This is a genomic window from Nocardiopsis alborubida, from assembly GCF_012396365.1.
Lineage (GTDB): Bacteria > Actinomycetota > Actinomycetes > Streptosporangiales > Streptosporangiaceae > Nocardiopsis > Nocardiopsis alborubida.
This window is the reverse complement of the sequence record NZ_JAAXPG010000049.1, coordinates 1-18,907: the sequence shown is the minus strand read 5'-3', so window position 1 is coordinate 18,907 and position 18,907 is coordinate 1. Positions and strand designations below refer to the sequence as shown.

Genomic DNA, 18,907 nt, shown 5'->3' with positions numbered 1-18,907 from the left:
TCCTGTCCTGCCGTAGACTGCGGGTTCCGCCCTCGGGCGGCCACGGCCTGCAACACTGCTGGAGGAGAGGCGTCATGGCCACCGCACCCCCCGCCCGCACCGCCGACCTGCGCGACGAGATCGCCACCGCGCTCTCCATCGGACGCGAACTCGGCCCGGAGTTCGACACCGAGGTCGCTGACTCGCTGGCCACGCGCATGGAATCGGAGGCCGCACCGAAGCGCGCGGGCGAGCGTGAGCGGTCCGGCTCCGCCACGCGCAGCACACGGACGCTCAAGGCCGCCGGGTGGGGCACGCTTGGTATCGCCGCCGCTGCCTGGGCGGCCGAGTCCGCCCCCGAGGCGCTGTCGCCGTGGGGGATCCTCGCCGTGGTCGCGGTCGTGCTCCACGTGGTGCGGACCTGGCGGTCCTGACCCGCCACCCAGCGTGGGGCCTCCCTTGCACGATGCACCTCCGCCCGCCAAGCCGTCGACGGGCTCACCCCGACCGGCCCGGGCTTTGCTCATGCCCGGGTTCGGTGACCCACCGGATCAAAGGTCTCCTCTAGCGTGAGCGGATGATCAAACCTGACATGCGACCTCCACAGGAGGTGTTCGCTGCCTATGCGATCGAAACGGGGGGCGAGTCGCTGGAGGGGCCGACGCGGAACTCGGTGGGTGGCTGGCCCTTCCTCGACGACGGGCAGGAGTGGCCGGAGTGCTTCTGCGGCGAGCGTCTGGTGTTGTTCTTCCAACTGGACCTCCCCCAGGACCTGGGCCCCTTCGCTGGCGACCACCTGCTGGTCTTCCACTGCCGTGCGCACAACGAAGCGGTTCTCGCGGAGACGTCCGACGACGGTCGGTTGGCGCCCCGGTACTGGGAAGCTCCACTGGACGAGTTGTACCCGCGTCCGTTCTGGCGTGTCCTGCTTCAGCGCCGTGCGACGCGCTCCTCGCCGGAGGTCGAGCCGTCACTGCGTGCACGGGAGCTCGTGCTGCGGCCCTTCACGGACGTTCCCAACGAGCGGGGGAGGGGAGCCCAGATACTCAAGGTGGGCGGTACGCCGTCCTGGGCGCAGGATCCCGAGCATTACCGGTGCGCGTGCGGCGCTGATCTGGTGTACGTGTGCCAGGTGCCGGAAGACATGCCGTTTCCCACTCGTCCGGGCCAGCCGGAGCAGCCTGACAGCTTCTCCAGCGATGCCTACGTGCTGTTCCTGGGCAACGAGGTCTACCTGTTGGCCTGCCCGGAGCACTGCGATCCGGCGGCGGTTTGGCCGGTGAACCAGAACTGAGACCGATCGGACCAAAGGTCTCCTGCTCGTGAGGGTAGAAGAAGACGCCTCCGAACTTGGAGGTTTTTCTATATTCACGACGGCCAGTAGAGGACGCCCCCGCGTCCGCACTGGTGCCGCGCTGGTCATGCTGCGAGGTTTGACGGATGACCACCGGACGCGGACCGCTGTGGGGAAGGACCTCGCATCAGTTCGCAGAGCTCTCACAGATACGGACGACGCTCGCCACGGCGGCAGTCACGCGCATGCCAGTATGAGGTGCATGAACAGGCCCGTTGCCTGCCAGCGAGCTGCTGGAACAGCCGTTCATTATCCACTCGCTCAACAGCTACGGGCATGTTGGGCTCGCAGTCCTAGCTGATCATCTGAACCTCAAATCTGAGCACATACAGAAAATCATTCGTGTTGAGCACTGTCGCCTATCGAAGTTCGTGAGCGGACCGGAGAACTGCTAGGCTCGGCGTGAGTTCAACACGACACGGTTTCCTTGCAGAGGTCTCCCATAAGTTGGAAGTCTTCGCGGGAGCAGGGCCGTGATGCGGTAGCTTGAAGGGCAATGGCAGGATGAATTAATGGACGTAATTTCTCGCCACGGGCTTGTCATATTTGACTGCGATGGCGTGGTCGTTGACAGTGATCGGCTGGCGGGACTGATCGGCGATCGTGTTCTCGGCTCTTTGGGGTGGAACATCAGGCCCCGCAAATCCCGAGCCGCTGCCTGGGGTGCGCTCAGGACGTTTTCTGTCGAGATGCCAGCACGCAACTCGACATTCCCGCGGTCTGGCGTTCGGGGTTCGAAGGATGGCATGAAGAGGCGTTCCGCACCGAACTCAGAGTAGTTCCCTGCGCGTGAGAAAACATCGAGCCACTGCGGGCCCTGTGCTGCATTGCTTCAAATAGAACGATCGAATCGATCAGTCGCAGGCTCGAGTTCTTTGGTGTGGCGGATATGTTTTCGGGACGCATCTTCTCGGCGGAGCTGGTTGAACGGACGAAGCCTGCGCAAGATATCCATCTCGCGATCATGGGCAGTTGCTCGGTGCCGCCCGGCGACTGTTTCTTCGCAGAAGACAGTCCGCGGGCCGGTGAAGCAGATGTTCGACTGGTGCCAGTGTCGTGGCTTTGTGTCTGGCCTCGTGGAACCTCGTACCTTGTCGGCGGCCGATATCATCGTCGACGGCCTCAATAAATTACAAACACTCTTGTCGGAGGGAAACCCATGAATATTGCCGTCTTGTTCGGAGGCACCAGTGAAGAGCGAGAGGTGTCGATCGCCTCTGCGTCGAAAGTGGTGCGAGCGCTTCGGGACAAAGGGCACCATGTAACCGCCATAGATAGCGCGACCGGGCGTCTGACATCTGCACAGGATCGCGAGCTGACCGCGCTCTCCGGGGTGCGTGAACAGCCAACCGAAAGCAGCCTCCTGTCCCTTCGTTCACGCTCGAACGCGATAGCGTTCGGGGATGCAGTTGGGGAGTTCGATGTCGTGTTCATTGCGTTACACGGAGGTTCGGGTGAGGACGGTCACGTACAGGCTCTGCTTGAGCTCCTGGGTGTGCCATTCACGGGCTCATCGAGTATCTCCAGCGGGCTGGCGATGGACAAGGATATCTCCAAGCGTCTCGCGGAGCAGGGTGGAGTCCGAACACCGAGCTGGCTCATGAACGAGACGCACTTCCCTACCGTCGCTGCCTCACTGGGCCTCCCGGTGATCGTGAAGCCTAACTCCCAGGGTTCCAGCGTCGGCCTGCAGATCGTGCGGGAAGAAGAAGGCTTCTCGTCGGCGTTCGCGAACGCGGCTCGGTACGGCGAGGTCATGATCGAAACGTATGTCGCCGGCCGGGAGTTCACAGTCAGCGTCCTGGACGACACTCCGCTCCCAGTAGGAGAGATCATCACGGATGATGGACGGCTCTTCGACTACGAGTCGAAGTACCAGACGGCGGGGGCTGCTGAAGTCTTCCCGGCACAGATTGGCGCAGACCTGGCTGCTGAGCTGCAGGCGTCAGCGTTGAGAATCCATCATTTGTTCAAACTCGACGGATACAGCCGAAGTGACTTCCTCGTAGACGACGAAGGTGTTGTCTGGTTCATGGAGGTCAACACGCTCCCGGGACTTACATCCCAGAGCCTCCTGCCGAAGGCGTTGGAGCCCGCCGGAATCTCTTTCGGTGACTTTTGCGACCGTATCGTTGAGCTTGCACTGCTGAAGGACGGTGACCTCGGGTGATGGCGCACCGATTCGACCCCGACGGCTCGCGGGGCCAAACCCACGATGACGTTCCCGTGTCAGCCGCGGTAATGACCCACCCGCGTGAGCGGCGCCCCCGAAGGTGATTCACGCCGGGACGTCAGCGGTCTTGGTCGTGCGGGTTTCGCGGCGGCCATGGCCCGTGCCGCGCATCGTGCGCGCGGGCACGTACTTCCAGGGCAGGTCCTTGGGCTGGGCGCACAGGTGCTTGTCGTCGGCCTTGACGGTCAAGACGTAGCGGGCGACCCCGGCGCGGATCGTGGCCGCGGTGTCGGCCTGGGTGTGCACCGCGTCGAGGTGACGATGGCACCGTCGATGTCGATGACCTGGAACAGGTGGTCCTGGCATGAGACGGGTTCGACGGTGAGGGCACTGGGGCTGGACGATGGCATGCGCGGGCGTGTTCCTCGGACGGATGGCGGTGTGAAGAACTTCCATCCAACCGGGTCGGACACGCCCGCACCTGCTTGTCCCGCCCACGAAGACGCAGTTCACATCCCTACTGCCCGACTTTGCCGGAGCCCTGGGTCCAGGGCTCATGCCATGAGAATGTGGCGCGGAATGTCCCATGGTGTAAGGGGTTTCGGCTGGAGCAGCCGTATGCGGTCGGTGGGGCGACGGAGCGTGTCCAGGGGCGCGGCGGTGCCGGGGCGGCTGTGGGGCACTGGTGGGCGGACACGGGATGCCCGGGCCGGGCCCGCACGGTCACGGACGGCAAAATGCTCCGCGAGGTGGGTGCCCACCCGTACTGAACCTTGCACTGCGGAGCACGCGGGGAGCATGTCAGGCCCGGATTCGGGCCGCGTGCCTCGTCTGTTCGACTCGCGAACCCCGTCTGGACTGGGGTTCTGTGGCGCACCCGGCAGGATTCGAACCTGCGACCATCGGATGGGAGGTTCGCTGGTTCGGTGTCGCGACGCGGCCCTTCATGTCGTTCTGTCCCACACCATCCGATAGCCGCTGTCCTTGTACCTTGTTTGGTCAGTCCTCGTGCTGAGCGCGCTCAGGGAACGTGTCGGCCGTCGGCGAGGCCGGGTCGGTGGGAGGTATCCGCCGCAGGGCGACGAAGGCCAGGACACTGAGCATCGCGGTCACCGCGGCGCACATCCACGCCGCCGCGGAGACACCGGTGGTGAAGGCCGGCACTGCCGTGTCGACCAGCTGCCGCCCGAGTCCAGGGTCCAGACGTTCGACCATGGAGTAGGCTCCGGCGAGCGAATCGGCTGAGGCGCTCACAGCCTCGGCCGACAGCCCGCCTGGCGCTCCGTGCACCAGTTCGGACCTGTAGACGGCGGTGCCCATGCTTCCCAGAGCGGCGATGCCCAGTGCGAACCCGATCTCCATGCTCGTCTCGGACATCGCCGACGCCGAGCCCGCCTTCTCCGGCGGAGCCGATCCCACCACCAGGTCGGTGGCCAGGACCGTCAACGGTCCCGTGCCGATGTAGAAGAGCGTGAAACCCGTCATCGCCAGCACAGGGGCGGCGTGGGGCACCTGCGCCAGCAGGACGCAGCCCAGGGCCGACAGGGCCATGCTCCCTCCCAGGACGTGTCCCGGCCGGATACGGCGAGCCAGCACCGGCGTCAGGAGGGAGGCGGCAACGGTTCCCAGGGCCGAGGGCAGCAGCCACAGCCCCGCCTGGAAGGGGGAAAGATCCTGGACCAGTTGCAGGTACTGGGAGACCAGCAGGTACAGGCCGCCCAGGGCGGCCAGCCCCAGCAGCAGCACCACGAGCGCGGAACGGAAAGCCCGGTCGGAGAACAGCGCCAGATCCAGCAGGGGATCGGCCAGGCGCCGCTGCCTGCGAACGAACAGGGCCCCGAAGGCGAGGCCGGCGGCCAGGGCGGCCAGGTACTGCGGACGCACTCCGTAGGCGGCCATCTCCTTCAGGCCGTAGATGAACGCCAGGACCGCGACCAAGGACAGGAGCACGCTGGTCGGATCCAGACGGCCCGCCTGTGGGTCACGGTACTCGGGCAGGAGCAACGGGGCGCACACCAGCAGCAGCGCCATCACCGGCACCCCCAACAGGAAGACCGATCCCCACCAGAAGTACTCCAGCAGGAGTCCTCCGACGAGCGGTCCGGCCGCTGCTCCCACGGAGAAGCAGGTGGCCCAGATACCGATGGCCATGCCCCGCTGTCTGACGTCGTGGAACATGCTACTGATCAAGGCCAGGGTCGAGGGCATCAGCGTGGCTCCCGCGACGCCGAGTACCGCCCGGGCGGCGATCAGCATCGCTGGGGTCGCCGCGTAGGCCGCGACGACGGAGGCCGCACCGAAGGAGGCGGCGCCCAGAACCAGGAGTCTGCGCCGCCCGACCCTGTCACCGAGCGTTCCCACGGTGACCAGGAACGCGGCGATCATGAAGCCGTAGACGTCGATGATCCACAGCTGCTGTGTACTGCTGGGACCAAGGTCGGCGCTCAGATGGGGAAGCGCCAGGTTGAGGACGGTGATGTCGAGTGTGAGCAGCGCGGTGGGAAGCGCCAGAACGGCCAGTCCCATCCACTCCCTGGCACTCGCGCGTGTCCGCGGGCCACCGGAGGCCTTCGCGGAGCCGTGCGACGCGGTCATGGTGTTTCCTCGTGGGTGTGCGATCGGGCGGGGCCCCGGCGTACGCGGCCCCAGGGGTTCAGTTGCTCCAGGCGCCCGAGGCCCCGGCGCCTTGGACGAAGTCGGTGAAATCACGGGGCTCGCGGCCCAGAGCCCGCCACACCCCGTCGGAGAGGTGGCGGTCCGGCCCGAGCCGGATGGGCGACAGCGTCCGCCCGAAAGAACGCGCGTCCTCCTCCGCGAAACCCCGGACGATACGGCGCACACCCGTCTCCACCGCCGACCGGACGAACGCCGGAGTGAGGGGCACGGGGTCGAAGGGCACCAGGTACACGGCATCGACACCCTCCAAGGCAGGCCCCCAGGAACTCTGGTCGAGCCAGGCGAAGTACTGTTCGAACGATCGGGAGGCGGCACGTACGGCGAAACCCTGTCCGCGCCGGATCCGGACGACCCGTCGCCCCGTGGTGCCCCGACCCGCTGTGACCAGGAATGTGCTCTGGTTCGTCATCTCTGCCATACCTCGAGTCAAACCTGTTCTCATGAGACGTTCCATAGCTGAGAAGCTCACTTGTATGTCTGCACGTCTACGTTGGTGGCATGGACGCTCTTGCGGATCTGTTGGACGGGGTCAGGGCGCGCGGATCCCTGTTCAGCCAGACGGTTCTGCGCCCTCCGTGGGCCCTGCGGTTCGCCAACCCGACCCCGCTGACCGTGGCCACCATGGTCCGCGGACACGGCTGGGTCATCACGGACGAAGAAGATCCCCTGCGCCTGGAGGCAGGGGACATCGCGATCGTGCGCGGCCCCGGAGCCCACAGCGTGGCCGACCGTCCCGACACCCCCGCGCAGTACGTGGTCCAGGGCGCCGACCTGTGCACCACGCCTGACGGGACGCCGGTCCTGGACGAACTGACTCTGGGGCCGCGCTTGTGCGGTGACAGTCCGGACGGTCCCGACCTGCTGCTCAGCGGCTCCTACGAACTCGGAGGGGAGATCAGCCAACGCCTCCTGTCGGCGCTGCCCCGCGCCTTCGTGGTCTCCAGCGCCGAGTACCGGTGTCCGGCCATGGACCTGGTGGCGGAGGAGAGCATCAAGGAGCACCCGGGCCAGCAGGTCGTCCTCGACCGCCTCCTCGACCTCGTGCTCATCTCCACACTCCGGCACTGGTTCGACCGCCCCGACACACGGACTCCCACCTGGTACTCGGCGATGGCCGACCCGGTGGTGGGCCGTGCTCTGCGCCTCATGCACGAAGCACCCGCCCGACCATGGACGATCGCGTCCCTGGCACAGGGGTGCGGGGTCTCCCGAGCCTCACTGGCGCGGCGCTTCACCGCGCTCGTCGGAGAGCCGCCGATGACCTACCTCACCGAGTGGCGTATCACCCGGGCCGCCGAACATCTACGAAGCGGTGCGGCGACTGTCGCGGCGATCGCCCAGCGTGTCGGTTACGCCAACGCCTTCGCGCTGAGCGTCGCCTTCAAGCGCCTGCGGGGCGTGACCCCGACCGAGTACCGCAGGGCGTTGAAGGACAGCCCCAGGAGCGGGCGACTGCCCTGACCTCTGCCAGGCTCAACCTGACACTCCGTCTCGTGCCGGTTTCCGTGGGGGCTCGGAACCGACGCCTCACCCTGTGTCGAAGCGGAACCCCGCTGGCAGAAGTCGTCTTCGAACTCCTGCCGGTACAGGTCGAGCAGACAGGCTCCCATCGGGCCGCGCCCGCGAACCCCGGAGCGGGGCCCGGCGGGGCGGCACATCGCGGACAGGCCACCGCGGTACGGGGCAGTGAGAAACGAGCCGGCCCCGCCGGGGTGGTCCTCATCGTGGTGCTGACGCGAAGAGAGCCGACGCGCCTGACGGTGCTGTCCCGGCCGGGACCGTCGGCTTCCCCCGGGCGGTTCCCCACATGGTCCGGACAGCCGACCCCGGACGGGGCGCGACTCCACAGGACCGTCCAGGCACGGGACACGCCGCCCCGTGGCGCAGACCGTGCCAGGAGCCTCTGTCACCCCCGGAACGATCTGTCACTCCTGGACGGAGACGCTCCGGCGTGCGCCGGCCAGGTTGGCGGCGAGTTGCCCGCGCGTCTGGTGGGCGTGCGACAGCCAGGCGGGCTGGCCCGGGCCGCTTCGCCAGGACTCGCTGAGCGGACTGTTGTCGACGGTGCCGAACCCGAACTCGTCGTACAGGCGCGTGACCAGCTCCACCGCTTCGGGGTGGTCGCTGGAGACCGAGAGGGCGTGCCGGTCGGGAGTACCCGGGGGACTGGCGGAGAGGAAGAGGCGCGGGGCCTGGATGTGGGTGAACGCCTTGGCGACCTTCGAGGCGGGCAACTGCTCCTGCCGCAGCTCGTGCACGGTCTTCTCCCCGGAGTCGACGGACGGGAAGCGGCCGTCGCGCCAGGGCATGTAGTTGTTGGTGTCGAGCACGATCTTGCCGGCCAGCTGCTCCACGGGCATGTCGTTGACCAGCTTGAGGGGCACGGCGATGATCACGAAGTCGCCCGCTTCGGCGGCGCCGGCCGCTGTCGCGGCACGGGCCGAGGGCCCGAGCTCGTCGACGAGGTGCGCCAGCGTCTCGGGTCCTCGGGAGTTGGCGATGACCACCCGGTAGCCGTGGGCGATGGCTGCGCGGGCGAGCTGGGCGCTCACCTCTCCCGCTCCGATGATGCCGATCGTGGTCATGCGTCGCTCCTCTGCGGGGAGATGATGCCGGCGAGTTCGAGCTTGGACTCGTCCTCGCTGCCCGGGGCCGCCGTGTAGGCGACGATCTTGAGGTCGGTGTCCCCGTCCGTCAGGACGTCACAGTCGACGCTCACCTCCCCGATGTCGGGGTGCCGGATCGTCTTGCGGTCCTCGGCGTGCCGACCCACGGCGGCATCGGCCCAGAACGAGGCGAACCGGGGGTTGCCGGCGACCCTGCTGGCCACCAGATCGGACACACGAGGATCGTCGGGGAACCGGGCCACGGCTCGGCGCAGGTCGGCCACGAGAGCCCGGTCGGCGGCCTCGGCGTTGACGGGGATCACCGGCCAGCTCGCCAGTCGGCCGCGGTCCGAGGCGACCGGAAAGCGCAGCCGCACCAGGTTGCGCTCCTCGGCCCCGATCCTCGTGGGGTCGCCGAACAGCGCAGCCCACCTGGGGTTCCACCAGACCAGCCTCCAGTCCGCGGCGAAGACCGCGACCGGAGTGGACTCGAGCAGGGCCAGCAGCCGCCGCATGCTCGGCGGAATCTCGTCGACGACCCGCTGGTCCTGCGGCGGCCCGAACCCGGCGAGCAGGTGGAGGTGGTCCCGCTCGTCCTGGGAGAGCTGGAGCGAGCGGGCCAACGAGTCGACGACCTGCCCGGAGGGGCTGACGGCCCGGCCCTGCTCTAGCCGCACCAGGTAGTCGACGGAGAGACCGGCCAGCTCGGCGAGCTCCTCACGCCGCAGACCCGGCGACCGGCGCGCCCTGTCCACCGGCAGTCCGACGGCCCCCGGCGAGAGCCGATCCCGCCAGGCCCGAAGCGTCGCTCCCAGCTGGTTGTCGATGGCGTTTCTGTTCTTCACCACTGCATCGTAAGCAGCCGCACATCTGCCTCCGTGCCCGCCCGGGTGGTACTGCTGGTCCTACCGAGAACCGTTCCCTGGCTGACTGCGGCGGACTCGGTGAAGACTGGGCGCATGCACAAGACCACGTTCATCACCGGCGCCAACAAGGGCCTCGGTTTCGAGACCGCCCGCCGCCTCACCGAACTCGGACACACCGTGCTCCTCGGTGCCCGCGACGTCGATCGCGGACGCCGCGCGGCGACGGAGCTGGGTGTGCGCTTCGTCCGGATCGACGTCACCGACGACGCCTCGGTCGCGGCCGCGGCCGCCGACGTCGCGGCCAACGAGGGCCGGATCGACGTCCTGATCAACAACGCCGGCATCACCGGCGGCCTCGTGGCCGCCGAGGAGCTGACCGGCGCGGATGCCGCGCTGGTGCTCGACACCAACGTGGCCAGCGTCGTGCGGGTCACCACGGCCTTCCTGCCGCTCCTGCGCGCCTCCGACGCTCCGGCCGTCGTCAACGTCAGCAGTGGTCTGGGATCCGTCGCGCTCACCCACGACCCCGAACGGGTCGAGTCGAAGGTCGTCGCACCCGTCTACGCGGCCTCCAAGGCCGCCGTCACGATGCTGACCACGCAGTACGCGAAGGCGTTGGGCGACGTCCGGTTCAACGCCGTCGATCCCGGACACACCGCGACCGACCTCAACGGCCACAGCGGCACCCAGACCGTGACCGAGGGAACCGACGCCATCGTGACGCTGGCCACCGAGGACCCCAGCGCCGGGACGGGGCGGATCATCGACCGCTACGGCGCTCTCGACTGGTGAGGCGGAGCGGACAGCGCAGGGCTTCCCCGCCGGTTCCATCAGCGCTTCCGGCGTTGGTGGAACCGGACGCGACCGTCGTACGCTCCCTCGACCGGACACACGGGCCCTCAGGAGCTCTCGTTTGGATTACCGAGCGAACCGGAGGAAGATGCCTGCGACGGCATTCCGAGTGGACGAGCCGAAGGTTCCGGCCGGACCGCGCGGCCGGAAGCATTGACAAGGACCGCCGCGACGGTGCCGGACACACCTACCTGCACACCGCCCACCAGGGCATGCAGAACTGCTATTGGAGGACGAGCTGTGTCGACCATCGCGATCGTGGGGGCTGGGCCGCAACTCGGGTTCGCCATCGGTGCGAAGTTCGCTGAGAAGGGCGGCTTCAACGTGGCGCTCGTGGCGCGAGGTGAACCACAACTCTCGGCCATGGTCGACAGGTTCCGGAGCGCAGGGGTGTCGGCTGCCGCTTTCCCGGCCGATGTCACCGACCGTCCGAGTCTTGAGAAGGCTCTGGCGGCCGCAGAGGAGCACTTCGGGTCCATCGACGTCCTGGAGTACTCACCTGCCCCGACGCTGTCGGACCTGGAGGAGCGGCCGCTCGTCTCCGCGGTCGATCTCACCGTCGAGGCGGCTCTGCCCGCATTGGAGACCAACTTCTTCGGTGCGGTCGCCGCTGTTCGCCAGGTGCTTCCCGGCATGATCGACCGTGGTACCGGCACCGTCATCGGTACGAGCGGTGCCGGGTCGGGCCCGATGGTCGTCCCGCAGGTCGCCAACGCGAACGTCGCGAACGCCGCCCTGCGCAACTGGCTCCTCGCGCTGAACGAGTCCGTCGCTGGTCAGGGAGTGCACGTCGCGCACATCGCCCTGGGCGCGAGGATCGGGAGCGGTCGGCCGAACTCGGAGCCGGACGTGATCGCCGACCTCTACTGGAAGGCCCACGTCGAGCGCGACGCCCCCGAGGTCTTCCACTACGACCTGCCCGAGGAGTTCGAGTTCCAGCTCGCCGACAAGTTCAGGACCGACTGAGTTCGGCCCGGTGCGCGGGCCACGTCGCGGCACTCGCTCCCGGTGGTGCGGACGCCGTGCTGGGCAGTACCGGTTCGCTGCTCGACCCCGCGTCGGTCGCCGGAGCCGCGTGAACGGCCGTGAAGGGACCGATGTGCTCCGTGGCGACGCGGTTCGGCGTGCCGCTCGCCGCGACGTCGGCCGTGTGTCGCGCTGAACAGAGCGGGGTGCTCCGCCCGGAAGGGCGTGGCACCCCGCCCGCGTCGGGCTCCGCGATGACCGGGCCCGACCGGGTCAACCCGCGAGCTGCTTCCGCATGGCCTCGGCGTCGTGGACGGCCGACATGTGCAGGAACTTCCCGTCGCGGACACGGTAGATGGCGTACTCGACGATCTCGATCGGCTTGCCGGTGGGAGCCGCACCGAGCCACTCCTTGGTGGGGGTACCGGTGTTGATCGCGCGGACGGCGATGCTGTCGCCGTTGACGGCGAACTCCTGGACCTCCCAGTGGAAGTCGGGGACCGCGTCGACGATGCTGTTCAGCTGTGCGACGAGAGCCTCACGGGAGCTCGGCTCACTGTGCATGACGATGGATTCGTGGACGAACTCGTCCATGCGGTCGAACTCGCGTGCGTTGAGCGCCTCGACGTAGCGCTCGTAGAAGTCGCGCAGGTTGGTGTCGGACATGGTTCTCTTCCTTTCCGTGCCCCTGGACCCGGGGCGGGGTCGGGCGGTGTCCCGTCGTGGGACCCCGCCCGTGGAGGGTCTGGCCGCGCGGTGCGGTCGTGCTGTGGGTTTCAGGTGGAGTGGAGGGCTGAGCGGAGTGCGGCGGTGGCCTGGGTGATGGCGGCTTCGGCGGCCCGGGTGCCGCGGAGGGCGTTGAGCATGACGAAGTCGTGGATGACGCCCTGGTAGCGGGTGGCGGTGACGGGGACGCCGGCGGCGCGGAGCTTGTTGGCATAGGCCTCGCCCTCGTCGCGCAGGACGTCGGCCTCGGCGGTGATGACCAGGGCCGGGGGCAGGCCGGTGAGCTGCTCGGTGGTGGCGCGCAGCGGGGACGCGGTGATCTCGGCGCGCTGTGCGGGGTCGGTGGTGTACTGGTCCCAGAACCACTGCATGCCGTCGCGGCGCAGGAAGTAGCCCTCGGCGAACTGGTGGTAGGAGCCGGTGTCGAAGCTCGCGTCGGTGACGGGGTAGAACAGCACCTGCTGCACCAGCGGGACGTCGCCGCGCTCCTTGGCCATCAGGGTCAGGGCGGCGCTCATGTTGCCGCCCACGGAGTCACCCGCGACCGCGATGCGCGAGGCGTCCAGGCCGTTGTCCGAGCCTTCGCGGACGACCCACTGGGCGACGGCGTAGTTCTGCTCGATGGCGATGGGGTAGCGGGCCTCGGGAGAGAGGTCGTACTCGGGGAAGACGACGGCGGCGTTCACCCCGGTGGCGAGTTCGCGGACCAGGCGGTCGTGGGTGCGGGCGTTGCCGAACACCCAGCCGGCGCCGTGGATGTAGAGGATGACGGGCAGGGTCCCGGTGGCGCCGGCCGGGCGGACGATGCGGGCCCGGACGCTGCCGGTCGGGCCGCCGGAGACGGTGATCCACTCCTCGTCGACCTGCGGCTTGGCGATCTCACCTGACTGCACCTCGTCGACCGTCTTTCGGCCCTCGGCGGGGCCCAGGTCGGACAGGTAGGGCGGGTCGGCGGTGGCCGCGGCGAACTCCGCGGCGGCGGTCTCCAGAACGGGGACAGGCGTGTAATCCGACATGACGGGACTCCTTGGGAAGTGGTGGGTGCGATGTGGGAAGGGGTGGGTGCGACGGTCCGGCATCGGCCGGGTGCCGTTTCCGCACCGGGGCGGTGCGGGGACGGCGAGTCACCCGCCGCGGCGGTCCACGATGCCGCGCTGCGGCTCCGGCCAGACGAGACGGCGTCAGCGATGTTGCTCCGCCCGCAGATCCGCCTACCGGGGTCCGGTCGGCGCCTGTACACGAATCCGGCCCCGAAACCGGGAGAACGCGTCTGGCTGAGGTCAGGCGGTTAGTTGCCGCAGCAGGTCGGACGAGTCGTGCAGCGCCGTCATCTGCACGAAGCGACCGTCGCTGACCTTGTAGATGGCGTGCTCGGTGATCTCGAAGGAGGCGCCGGAGGGAGGAACGCCGAGCCACTCCTTCGCCGGGGTGCCGGTGTTGACCGCGCGCACGGCGATCCGGTCCCGGTCGAACAGCAGCTCCTCGACCTCCCAGTGGAGGTCCGGTACAGCGTCGATGTCGTGCTTTTGGACCGTGATGACGTCGTCGCGGGTGCCCGGTTCGCCGTTCAGCACGACCTCGTCGGCGATGAACTCGTCCATGCCGTCGAACTCGTGGGCGTTGAGCGCCGCCACGTAGCGCAGGTACCAGTCCTTGAGGCCGGAGTCGGTCATCGGTTTCTCCTCAGGTCGTCGATCCCTGTGCGGGGACCGGGGGGAGAGCGGCGAGGACCGGTGCCCCGCTCGACTCGTTACCGACCTTAGGGACGGCGACGGAGGCGGCCCAGAGACCTTCCGAGCCTAGGGACCGGGAGTACCACGTTCGCGTCCAGTGGCTGGCTAGCCGAAGGAAGCCTCCACCGCCGAGGGCTCCGAAGCCGAGAGCCCGGACGTGGTCTATGACTACACGTCCTTCGGCGAGCGGTCCGTGGACACCTCCGATGCGGGCGACTTGGCGCGGTGCTTGCCGGGCTCGGCTTCGCCGCCGTTGTGGTCTCCTGTGGCATAACCATCGCGTGCGCCGGAGCGATGATGGCAGCCGGTGCTGTTGTCAGCGCCGCAGGAGGAGCCGCAGGTGCTGGTCCAGCAGGAGGGGCAGGCAGCCAAGTCGCGCGGTCCGCTGCCTGGGGAGCCGCAGATGGCGCCCTTGCCGGGCCGCTCCCGCCTGGTCCTGGTACGTGGGGCGGGCTGGCTTCGACCTTCTTACGGCATAGGCGCCTCTGGAGCGGGGAGGCTGGTAGAAGACCCACCCGAAACCAGCCTCCCCGCTACGGACATGAAATGGATGCGTACATGCAACAAGAGGCATCAAGGTTCGGTCGTACGATGACGGCGCTCGCTGTCAGCCCGTTTCTCACACCGAAAGCTACTGGCGAACTCTCATCATCGGTCTGAGCTTGGTTCCGTTGATGATGCTTGCGGTAGCTGTGTGGACCGGGCTCGCTGACCTTCGGCGGCGCCACCCTGGGCCTGGCCGGGACCGAGGCTGAGTTCGGTCGGGGGCTGTCCCGGTAGGTGTCCATCATCGATGTGCGGTGGGCTGTGGTCCCGCGCCGGGGGCCTGGCCCAGCGCGCTGGTCGTGGTGGGCCGAAGGTACGCGAACACGCCCTTGGCAGGGGTACCAAGGACACGGGATGACAAAGTGCTCCGGGATGTGGCCCTCCACCTGTGCTGGACCTTGCACTGGGGAGCACACGCGGAGCATTTCAGGCCCGATCCAGACCCGGCGCCTCATCTGTTCGACTCACGCACCCCGTCTGACACGGGGCTTTGTGGCGAACCCGGCAGGATTCGAACCTGCGACCACCAGATGAGAAGTACGGTGCTTTCGTGCCTCCACGTACCACACGGTGGAGAGCAGCCACCAACACCCCGAGGAGGTTGTTGTGCCCGTGTCGTGTACGCCGTTGTTCTCCACCTACCGCCAGGGTGAGGTGGAACGTGGAGTCCTGTTCGAGAGAACCAAGGTGGGCACCGGGTGAAGGACGTTCTCATAGCACTCGAAGCACTGACCGGCTGCGATCCGGACCGGCGAGACCTCGCCGCCGAGGTGCTCGGAGATTTCCTGCGCGGCGCCATGCTTGACACGGCCACCGCCTGCCTGGTCGTTGGCCGGCTGGTCAGCCTGGCCGTTATCGAACCCGTGGTCAAAGTCCGTGAATCCGCCCTGAACGCGGTCAGTGAAGCGTTCGACCACTACCGCCTGCCCCTGGGCCTTGTAGAACCGTTGGCCTCAGCCGCGAGGACGCTGGAACCCGAACTCCTCGAATACGCCCTGCACATCTTCGGCGCCACGCAGGACCCGCGAGCACGGTCGCTGATCGAGCCCTTCCTTCACCATCCCGACCCGAACGTGCGTGAGGAAGTCCGCCTCGCATATGCCGAGGTCGCCATGTCCACAACCCCTGGCCATGGCTCTCCGTAGAGCGGACGCCGCCCCACACCCTCTTGAACCCCAGTTCATCGAAGCCGAGCCGGAGCAGGAGTTCGACTGGGCGCATGTCCGGCAGGCTAACGACCCGAGATCAGCGCCGGGGCGGCAGTCCGGCTGTAGGCCCCGATCTCCTGGCGAAGCCGGGCCACGGCCTTGCTCCTTGGCGGAGAAGGACCCCACGGTCGAAGTGCAGATCGCTGATCTGGTCCAGGCGGCGTTGAAGCAGCGTCGCTCACTCCCGGACCTGGAGGAGGTGCGCAAGCGGGTGGCGATGGCGGTGGACGTGCGCACCGAACCACCCACCCCCGCCGTGTGACCGGGGGAGTGGTTGGAGGGCAAGCCCGACCTGGCCGCCGGAACCCGGGCCTCCGACACCGGGCACATCCGTACGTACCTCGTCCCGCACCTGGGCCGACCGCGGTTGGACAAGCTCCAGGGCCGCCACGTCGAGGCCGTGTTCACAGTCACCGAGGAGACCAACAGCCGCATCCTCGAATCTCGCGAGTCCGACGACGCGAAGGTGCGGGCCTCGGTGCGCGGGCGGAGGGTGGTCTCGCCGTCCACCAAGCACCGGATCCGCGCCACTCTGCGGAGTGCGTTGTCCGAAGCGGTCAGGGGTCCGGATCTTCCCGTGTCGGTGAACACCGCCTCGCACGTGCGGTTGCCCTCGTGTCCGAGGAAGCGTCCGCTGGTGTGGACTGCGGAGCAGACCCGGACTTTTCTGGTGCACGCGAGGAAGTATCCGTGGCTGTATCCGATGTTCCACCTGATCGCCGTCAAGGGCCAACAACGAGGAGAAGCGGTTGAGCTGCCCTGGTCCAACACCCGGCTGACGGACGGGCAGATCGACATCCGCGTCCAGGTCGTACAACTCGCGTGGGAGACGATGACCTCCACCCCGAAGAGCGCAGCGGGGCAGCGCACCACCACCCTGGATGCCGACACAGTCAAGGTGCTGCGGGCCTGGAAACGGTTCCAGAACAAAGCCCGCCTCAAGACCGGAGCAACGTGGCCTGAGAATCCGAAAACACGGCTCCACCAAAGCCGGTATATGCCAGAGCCTCCAAAGAACCCGGCACGAGACAGTCCGGAAAGGATTCACCTCCGGCCGAAGTTTTCTGAACCGTGCACGGCCCCGTTCGCGCAGCTGCGGCACGCAAGCGCGTCTCCATGCGGGGCAGGGCTGGACGGATTCGGGGCTGGTGTTCACCCAGCCCGATGGGTCGGGCTGGCACCCGGGGCAGGTGACCCGGTGGTTCACCCGGATCGCCAAGGCAGCGGGACTACCGCCAATCCACCTACACGGGCTGCGCCACGGCGCGGCCTCGCTCGCCGCAGGCGCGGACGTGAAGGTGGTCTCCGGGGAGCTCGGGCACGCGACCACGCACTTCACCCAGGACACGTACCAGACGGTGTTCCCCGAGGTGGCGCGGGCGGCAGCCGAGGCCACCGGCGCGATGCTCGTGCCCGCACGCGCATAGTGGTGTCGCAGCCGGGCTGACGAGCACACCAGGAACCATACGGCACCACCAACCCCAGGTCAGCGCACGGGTTCACCCCGACTGGCCTGGGGTTTCCTCGTGCTCGGGAGCGGTGGCCGATCGGATCAAAGGTCCCCTGGGCGCGTGTGGACCGTGGGGAATGGTTCCTCCAATTCCTGCGCCTGTACATGAAGACAGCGAACGTACACAATCAGCTTCATGTCGCCGGAACCGCTTTCTTCGTATCTCGCCGAGACCTCCACATTCGCTGTCGACATCGGGCCAGTGGTCTGGGCCGCAGGTGGTTTCTCCCAGAACGGAAGCACTGCCCTGGTGTGGGGGATCTGCTTCCTTGTGGTTCTGGGGTCGGGGATAGGGCTGGTCCACCGAGCACTGAGTCACCCGAAGCCCCATCTGAGCACCACTGAGGGTCAGGGTGGAGTGAATAGCAGGATCGATGGTGACGTGACCGGGACCGCAGTGCAGGTCGGCACCGTCATCGGCGGAATCCGTATCAGCGCCGAGCGTCACGCGACCCCGGCCCCTCACACAGAGATGGAAGCGGTCCTGTCCACCGCGGTGCCGGTCCGCGAAGCCCTGCCCCGCCGACTGGGCGTACATGCTGCACGCCCTGGTACCGACGACTCGGACCTGCCTCCGTACGTGCCACGCGACGCTGACGAGCTGATCCGGCGACGTGTGCGCACGGCGGCGGAGAGGGGAGGCGCCGTGCTGCTGGTAGGCGACTCCACCGCAGGCAAGTCCCGTACCCTGCTGCACGCCCTGCAACAGACGGTGCCCGAACGACACCTGGTCGTACCGTTCCCAGACACCGACCTCCCAGCGCTGGCCGACCGCATGAAGACCACACCACCTGAAGGGGAAAGCGAGCGCTGGGTCCTATGGCTCGACGACCTCGACCGCTACCTGGGGCGTGATGGGGGAGGGCTCACTGAAGGCGTGCTGAGGGTGCTCACTGCAGCGCGGACCGTCTTGGCCGCCACCATGCGCAGTGAATACTACGACGCCTACCTGGATGCATCCGGCGACGTACTAGGCGAGATGAACGAGGGTGCTGATGAAGCCCGCCTACTCCGGCGGATCGACGTCGTGGAGCTCGACCGTGTGTGGTCACTTGAAGAGGTCCGGTGCGCCAGAGAAACGCCTGACCAGCGGTTGCGCGAGGCTGCAGCAAACCACGGGGTGCACGGTATCGCCGAGTACCTGGCCGCAGGTCCCGACCTGTTGGCGGAATGGCGTCGCGCCCGGCGGCACACCGGGCGGGGCGGGCACCCCCGTGGCCATGCCATGGTCGCCGCAGCCATCGACCTTGCGCGCACCGATCTGCGAACGGTGCTCACGCGGGAACTGATCTGGCGGATCCATACCGCTTACCTGACCGACGCAGCGGCACTGCATCCCGAGCCGCTCGACGAAGCCTGGGACTGGGCGCGGAAGATCCGCCTAGGGGCTAGCGGCCTGCTGGTGCCTGAGTACGGAAAGGGTAAGGAGGGGTGGCGTCCCTTCGACTACTTGGTCGAGGCCGCCGACACTTCGATTCCCGAGGCCACCTGGCAGGCGGCGTTCGACTATGCCTCGGACACGGGTGAGCGAATCCGCGTCCTCTCAGCGGCCGACCGCTTGGGAGAACGCGAATTCGCGTACTCACTGAACTTTAATTTGTGGGGTTACCGTTCTTGACAAGCAGCCCCGCCGGAGTATCCCGAAGGTATGAGGTATTCCACCGGCGGCGGGCTGACCGCCGCAGAACGCCAGCGACGCGAGGCGGTGCGCA

General features: G+C 67.7%; 18 protein-coding genes and 1 pseudogene. 11 read left to right on the top strand and 8 right to left on the bottom strand.

Going from position 1 to position 18,907, the window contains the following annotated elements; translation table 11 throughout:
• Positions 1-74: 74 nt before the first annotated feature.
• The 4 genes from HGB44_RS30535 (at position 75) to HGB44_RS30525 (ending at position 3,503) form a co-directional block, all read left to right on the top strand.
• A complete protein-coding gene (locus tag HGB44_RS30535; RefSeq protein ID WP_061081463.1) occupies positions 75-413 on the top strand; it encodes a hypothetical protein in 339 nt (112 codons plus the stop codon).
• A gap of 143 nt (positions 414-556) precedes the next feature.
• The gene (locus tag HGB44_RS30530) at positions 557-1,273 is read left to right on the top strand and encodes a YwqG family protein (protein WP_210752392.1); all 717 of its coding nucleotides are present in this window, start codon (positions 557-559) and stop codon (positions 1,271-1,273) included.
• Between the two features lie 859 nt (positions 1,274-2,132).
• Positions 2,133-2,462: an HAD hydrolase-like protein gene (locus HGB44_RS32900; protein WP_369689883.1), complete on the top strand. Its 330-nt coding sequence runs from the start codon at positions 2,133-2,135 to the stop codon at positions 2,460-2,462.
• A gap of 30 nt (positions 2,463-2,492) precedes the next feature.
• Positions 2,493-3,503: a D-alanine--D-alanine ligase family protein gene (locus HGB44_RS30525; RefSeq protein WP_061081461.1), complete on the top strand. Its 1,011-nt coding sequence runs from the start codon at positions 2,493-2,495 to the stop codon at positions 3,501-3,503.
• A gap of 108 nt (positions 3,504-3,611) precedes the next feature.
• On the opposite strand, the gene HGB44_RS30520 is transcribed toward HGB44_RS30525, so the two are convergent.
• The 3 genes from HGB44_RS30520 to HGB44_RS30510 form a co-directional block, all read right to left on the bottom strand.
• Positions 3,612-3,812: a hypothetical protein gene (locus tag HGB44_RS30520; RefSeq protein ID WP_061081460.1), complete on the bottom strand. Its 201-nt coding sequence runs from the start codon at positions 3,810-3,812 to the stop codon at positions 3,612-3,614.
• A 693-nt stretch (positions 3,813-4,505) separates the two neighbouring features.
• On the bottom strand, positions 4,506-6,101 hold the full coding sequence (locus HGB44_RS30515) for an MFS transporter (RefSeq protein ID WP_061081459.1): 1,596 nt from the start codon (positions 6,099-6,101) through the stop codon (positions 4,506-4,508).
• A gap of 58 nt (positions 6,102-6,159) precedes the next feature.
• A complete protein-coding gene (locus tag HGB44_RS30510; protein ID WP_061081458.1) occupies positions 6,160-6,600 on the bottom strand; it encodes a Rossmann-fold NAD(P)-binding domain-containing protein in 441 nt (146 codons plus the stop codon).
• Positions 6,601-6,680: 80 nt separating this feature from the next.
• Here HGB44_RS30510 and HGB44_RS30505 point away from each other — a divergent pair, with 80 nt between their 5' ends.
• Positions 6,681-7,643, top strand: a complete 963-nt coding sequence (locus HGB44_RS30505; RefSeq protein ID WP_061081457.1) for an AraC family transcriptional regulator — start codon at positions 6,681-6,683, stop codon at positions 7,641-7,643.
• Positions 7,644-8,107: 464 nt separating this feature from the next.
• On the opposite strand, the gene HGB44_RS30500 is transcribed toward HGB44_RS30505, so the two are convergent.
• Positions 8,108-8,767, bottom strand: coding sequence for an NADPH-dependent F420 reductase (locus HGB44_RS30500; protein WP_061081456.1), 660 nt, complete (start codon positions 8,765-8,767; stop codon positions 8,108-8,110).
• Entirely contained in the window at positions 8,764-9,633 is an 870-nt protein-coding gene (locus tag HGB44_RS30495) for a helix-turn-helix transcriptional regulator (protein ID WP_082768441.1), read from the bottom strand. The genes HGB44_RS30500 and HGB44_RS30495 overlap by 4 nt, the downstream gene beginning before the upstream one ends.
• Positions 9,634-9,747: 114 nt before the next feature.
• Between HGB44_RS30495 and HGB44_RS30490 the strand changes: the two genes are divergently transcribed.
• On the top strand, positions 9,748-10,446 hold the full coding sequence (locus HGB44_RS30490) for an SDR family NAD(P)-dependent oxidoreductase (RefSeq protein ID WP_061081454.1): 699 nt from the start codon (positions 9,748-9,750) through the stop codon (positions 10,444-10,446).
• 300 nt (positions 10,447-10,746) lie between these two features.
• The gene (locus HGB44_RS30485; protein ID WP_061081453.1) at positions 10,747-11,472 is read left to right on the top strand and encodes an SDR family NAD(P)-dependent oxidoreductase; all 726 of its coding nucleotides are present in this window, start codon (positions 10,747-10,749) and stop codon (positions 11,470-11,472) included.
• Positions 11,473-11,745: 273 nt separating this feature from the next.
• On the opposite strand, the gene HGB44_RS30480 is transcribed toward HGB44_RS30485, so the two are convergent.
• The 3 genes from HGB44_RS30480 to HGB44_RS30470 all read right to left on the bottom strand — a co-directional run bounded on the left by HGB44_RS30480 (position 11,746) and on the right by HGB44_RS30470 (position 13,871).
• Positions 11,746-12,138, bottom strand: coding sequence for an ester cyclase (locus tag HGB44_RS30480; protein ID WP_061081452.1), 393 nt, complete (start codon positions 12,136-12,138; stop codon positions 11,746-11,748).
• Positions 12,139-12,248: 110 nt separating this feature from the next.
• Positions 12,249-13,214, bottom strand: coding sequence for an alpha/beta hydrolase (locus tag HGB44_RS30475; RefSeq protein ID WP_061081451.1), 966 nt, complete (start codon positions 13,212-13,214; stop codon positions 12,249-12,251).
• Between the two features lie 264 nt (positions 13,215-13,478).
• The gene (locus tag HGB44_RS30470; RefSeq protein ID WP_061081450.1) at positions 13,479-13,871 is read right to left on the bottom strand and encodes an ester cyclase; all 393 of its coding nucleotides are present in this window, start codon (positions 13,869-13,871) and stop codon (positions 13,479-13,481) included.
• Positions 13,872-15,175: 1,304 nt separating this feature from the next.
• Here HGB44_RS30470 and HGB44_RS30465 point away from each other — a divergent pair.
• From HGB44_RS30465 to HGB44_RS30450, 4 genes and pseudogenes are all read left to right on the top strand, one after another.
• A complete protein-coding gene (locus HGB44_RS30465) occupies positions 15,176-15,622 on the top strand; it encodes a HEAT repeat domain-containing protein (protein ID WP_061081449.1) in 447 nt (148 codons plus the stop codon).
• 196 nt (positions 15,623-15,818) lie between these two features.
• The gene (locus tag HGB44_RS32785) at positions 15,819-15,947 is read left to right on the top strand and encodes a hypothetical protein (protein ID WP_325097008.1); all 129 of its coding nucleotides are present in this window, start codon (positions 15,819-15,821) and stop codon (positions 15,945-15,947) included.
• Positions 15,948-16,803: 856 nt separating this feature from the next.
• Positions 16,804-17,112: pseudogene (locus HGB44_RS30455) on the top strand (tyrosine-type recombinase/integrase); the annotation flags it as partial.
• Positions 17,113-17,331: 219 nt separating this feature from the next.
• On the top strand, positions 17,332-18,813 hold the full coding sequence (locus HGB44_RS30450) for a hypothetical protein (protein WP_168444217.1): 1,482 nt from the start codon (positions 17,332-17,334) through the stop codon (positions 18,811-18,813).
• The last annotated feature ends 94 nt before the right edge of the window (positions 18,814-18,907 follow it).